Below are 3,963 nucleotides of genomic sequence, written 5' to 3' on the forward strand. Positions count from 1 at the left end.
CGCCTGGCTCAACGGCGGCGCCCTTTGAGGCCAGGTGTGGCCCGTTACTGGCCTGTCAGTGGCTCACTTGCCGCTCACTTGGCGCCGATTGAATTCAGCCCACCTGGTTCGTCGCTCGCCAATTCGGCGTCGGCGGCGTTGCTGGCTTGGGGCCAACCAAGGCCTTCGCAGGCATCAGCGAAATCTGCAGGGCTGGACTGCGCACCACGCATGCTGCCGCGCAGGTAGCGATTGCCGCCACCACCGCCATTGAAAGGCTTTGGCAGGAAGCGCGCCAGCTCGGACAGCGCCAACTGGTAGACGTCGCGCTTGAACTCGATGACCGTCTCCAGCGGCACCCAGTACTCGTGCCAACGCCAGGCGTCGAATTCAGGGTGGGTGCTGGCCCGCAGGTTCATGTCGCAGTCGCGACCCATGAGTTGCAACAGGAACCAGATCTGTTTCTGGCCCTTGTAGTGCCCGCGCGCGTCTTTGCGGATGAAGTGCTGGGGCACTTCATAGCGGAGCCAGTCCCGCGTGCGCGCCACGATGCGCACGTGCTCGGGCAGCAAACCCACCTCTTCGTGGAGTTCGCGGAACATCGCCTGCTCAGGCGACTCACCATGCTTGATGCCGCCTTGAGGGAATTGCCAGGAGTGGGTGCGGATCCGCTTGCCCCAAAATACCTGGTTCCGGTGGTTGAGCAGGATGATGCCGACGTTGGGCCGAAAGCCTTCACGGTCGAGCATAATCAACTCCGAATTTTCAACTGGTTTCATTATTGCACCGCTGAGCCGAAACGCCTAGAGCGTTTGTCAAGGCCTCAATCGAGCGGTGCTCTTTTTTTCTGCCATGAAAGCCTCTCAGTTCTTCATCTCCACCCTGAAAGAAGCCCCGGCTGATGCCGAGATCGTCAGCCACAAGCTGATGATGCGCGCGGGCCTGATCAAGAAGCTGGGTGCGGGCCTGTACAACTACATGCCCATGGGGCTGCGCTCGATCCGCAAGGTCGAGAACATCATCCGGGAGGAGCTGAACAAGGCAGGTTGCGTCGAGCTGGTCATGCCCGTGGTGCAGCCCTCCGAGCTGTGGCAGGAGACCGGCCGCTTCGACAAGATGGGCGACGAGCTGCTGCGCTTCAAGGACCGCCATGGCCGCGACTTCGTCATCCAGCCCACGGCTGAAGAGGTGATCACCGACATCGCTCGCCAGGAGCTGCGCAGCTACCGCCAGCTGCCCAAGAATTTCTACCAGATCCAGACCAAGTTCCGCGACGAGCGCCGCCCGCGCTTCGGCGTGATGCGTGGCCGCGAGTTCACGATGAAGGACGCCTATTCCTTCGACCGCGACGTGGAAGGCGCTGGCAAGACCTACGACGCGATGTACGCGGCCTACTCGCGCATCTTCGAGCGCCTGGGTCTGCAATTCCGCGCCGTGGCCGCCGACACGGGCGCCATCGGGGGCGACCGCTCGCACGAGTTCCAGGTGATCGCCGACACGGGCGAAGACGCCATCGTGTACTGCCCGACCAGCGACTACGCCGCCAACATCGAGCTGGCCGAGGGCGTCGCGCTGATCGCCACCCGTGGGGCCGCAACGCAAGCGATGGAGAAGGTTGCCACGCCGGGCAAGAGCACCTGCCCCGACGTGGCCGAGCTGCTGGGCCTGCCCCTGAGCCAGACCGTCAAGTCGCTGGTGCTGGCCACCGACGAGACCAACGACCAGGGTGAGATCGTCAAGTCCACCATCTGGCTGCTGCTGGTGCGCGGCGACCACGACCTCAACGAGGTCAAGGCCGGCAAGCTGGAGCTGACCGATGGCAACGGCCAGACCCTGGGCCTGAAGGCCGGTTTCCGCTTCGCCACCGAGTCTGAAATCATCGAGCACTTCGGCACCAAGCCCGGCTTCCTCGGTCCCATCAACCTGAAGAAGCCCGTCAAGGTCATCGCCGACCGCACCGTGGCCCACATGGCCGACTGGGTGTGTGGCGCCAACGAGGCGGGCTTCCACATCCGTGGTGTGAACTGGGGCCGTGACCTGCCCGAGCCCGACCTGATCGCCGACATCCGCAACGTCGTCGAAGGCGACCCCTCGCCCGACGGCAAGGGTGTGCTGGCCATCCAGCGCGGCATCGAGGTGGGCCACGTGTTCTACCTGGGCACCAAGTACTCCAAGGCGATGAACGCCACCTTCCTCGATGTGGACGGCAAGCCCAAGCACTTCGAGATGGGGTGCTACGGCATCGGCGTGACGCGCATCCTGGGCGCGGCCATCGAGCAAAAGCACGACGAGCGCGGCATCATCTGGCCGGACAGCATCGCGCCCTTCACCGTGGTGATCTGCCCGGTGGGCTACGACCGCTCCGAGGCGGTCAAGGCCGCCGCCGACGAGCTGCACGCGCAGCTGCTGGCCAAGGGCGTGGACGTCATCCTCGACGACCGTGGCGAGCGCCCGGGCGCCATGTTCGCCGACTGGGAGCTGATCGGTGTGCCGCACCGCGTGGTCTTCGGCGACAAGGGCTTGAAGGACGGCGTGGCCGAGTACCAGGGCCGTCAGGACGCGGAAGCGACCAAGCTGCCCGTGAACGAAGTCCTGAGTCAGCTGCTTTCTCGCTTGCAGATCGGCTGATCGGGGCGATGTCGCTGGGTTAAGGTTGTCTTTGTCATGCTGCCGCCTTTGCGCCTTTTCTCGTGGTCACTTGCCTTGCCTGCGTCGCAAGAGGCGCGTGGCTGGGTGAGGCGCAGCCGGCTTGGTTTGGCGGTGCTGTGCCTGGCGATGGCGCCGCGCCTGGCTCAAGCCGGCGCCCAGGCCGAAGAGCCCCTTGCAGATTCGGTGCGCACCGCGCTTTCTGCGGCCATCGGACGCAGCGCGCCAGCCCTGAGTTTTGCCGATGCCCGCCAGCGTCAGCAGTGCGAAACCTGGGCCGCGTCGCTGGAGAGCAAGCTCCTCAAACGCAAGCCGGATGACCTGGTGCGCAAGGAATTCCTGGTCACCGTCTGCTACGAGGCCAAGCGAGCGGGGCTGGAGCCCAGCCTGGTGCTGGGTCTGATCCAGGTCGAGAGCGGTTTCCGCAAGTACGCGATCTCGTCGGTGGGCGCTCGGGGCTACATGCAGGTCATGCCCTTCTGGTCGCGCCTGATCGGCACGGGCGACCCGGCCAGCCTGTTTCACATGCAGACCAACCTGCGCTTTGGCTGCGTGATCCTGCGCCACTACCTCGACCGCGAAAAGGGCAACCTCTTCATGGCCTTGGGGCGTTACAACGGCAGCCGAGGTCGGGCCGAGTACCCCAACATGGTCACGGCGGCGTGGCGCACCTGGAAGGGCGCCGATGACGTGTTGGGCACCACCCGCATGGCTGGCGCCGAGAACTCTGGTGCAGGGGTGAGGCTGATCAGCGAGTCGCCTCAGCGCTGATTGGTCAGCGCTGGCCGCTGGGCGCCGTCGCTCGGCGACGGCTTCGCGGCATCGCCAGGTTGCCGCTCAAAGCCCCTGCCACTCGCTGGGGTGCGCACCTTCGATGCCCACCAGTTGCAGCACCCGCTCGACCGTGTCGTCGATGAGTTGCGCGATGGTTTGCGGCTTGTTGTAGAACGCAGGCAGCGGTGGGAAGACGATGCCGCCCATCTCGGTGACGGCGGTCATGTTGCGCAGGTGGGCCAGGTTGAAGGGCGTTTCTCGCACCATCAGCACGAGGCGGCGACGTTCCTTGAGGGTGACGTCGGCCGCGCGCGTGAGCAGGTTGTCACCGAAGCCGTGCGCCACGCTGGCCAGCGTCTTCATGGAGCACGGAGCGATCACCATCGCGTCGGTGGTGAAGCTGCCGCTGGCGATGCAGGCACCGACATCGCCTGGCGCATGGGCCTGGGTGGCGAGGGCCTCGAGCTTGCTGCGGTCGAGGCCCAGTTCGTGGTGCACATTGAGGATGCCGGCCGGTGTGGCCACCAGGTGCGTCTGCACGCCGATGTCGCGGGCGCGCTCGAG

At 65.3% G+C, this 3,963-nt stretch carries 4 protein-coding genes; 2 read left to right on the forward strand and 2 right to left on the reverse strand.

Features of this window, described 5'->3' with window-relative positions; translation table 11 throughout:
* Positions 1-74: 74 nt before the first annotated feature.
* The gene (locus tag B2W70_RS09875) at positions 75-728 is read right to left on the reverse strand and encodes an RNA pyrophosphohydrolase (protein ID WP_286745287.1); all 654 of its coding nucleotides are present in this window, start codon (positions 726-728) and stop codon (positions 75-77) included.
* 103 nt (positions 729-831) lie between these two features.
* On the opposite strand from B2W70_RS09875, the gene B2W70_RS09880 reads away from it, so the two are divergent.
* Both B2W70_RS09880 and B2W70_RS09885 read left to right on the forward strand, forming a co-directional pair.
* Positions 832-2,607, forward strand: coding sequence for a proline--tRNA ligase (locus B2W70_RS09880; protein ID WP_286745290.1), 1,776 nt, complete (start codon positions 832-834; stop codon positions 2,605-2,607).
* Between the two features lie 147 nt (positions 2,608-2,754).
* Positions 2,755-3,396 (forward strand): lytic transglycosylase domain-containing protein, encoded by a 642-nt coding sequence (locus B2W70_RS09885; protein ID WP_286745295.1) that lies wholly within the window; start codon positions 2,755-2,757, stop codon positions 3,394-3,396.
* A gap of 66 nt (positions 3,397-3,462) precedes the next feature.
* On the opposite strand, the gene B2W70_RS09890 is transcribed toward B2W70_RS09885, so the two are convergent.
* A partial coding sequence (locus tag B2W70_RS09890) for a UbiX family flavin prenyltransferase (protein ID WP_286745293.1) occupies positions 3,463-3,963 on the reverse strand: 501 nt, incomplete at its 5' end.

Origin of the sequence: Aquabacterium sp. UBA2148, from assembly GCF_002328915.1 — a bacterium.
Taxonomy (GTDB): Bacteria; Pseudomonadota; Gammaproteobacteria; order Burkholderiales; family Burkholderiaceae_C; genus Aquabacterium; species Aquabacterium parvum.

Excerpts from the sequence above, each read along its gene's own strand:
- B2W70_RS09880 (WP_286745290.1), top strand. The coding sequence starts at position 832 with ATGAAAGCCTCTCAGTTCTTCATCTCCACCCTGAAAGAAGCCCCGGCT.
- B2W70_RS09875 (WP_286745287.1), bottom strand. The coding sequence starts at position 728 with ATGCTCGACCGTGAAGGCTTTCGGCCCAACGTCGGCATCATCCTGCTC.
- B2W70_RS09885 (WP_286745295.1), top strand. The coding sequence starts at position 2,755 with ATGGCGCCGCGCCTGGCTCAAGCCGGCGCCCAGGCCGAAGAGCCCCTT.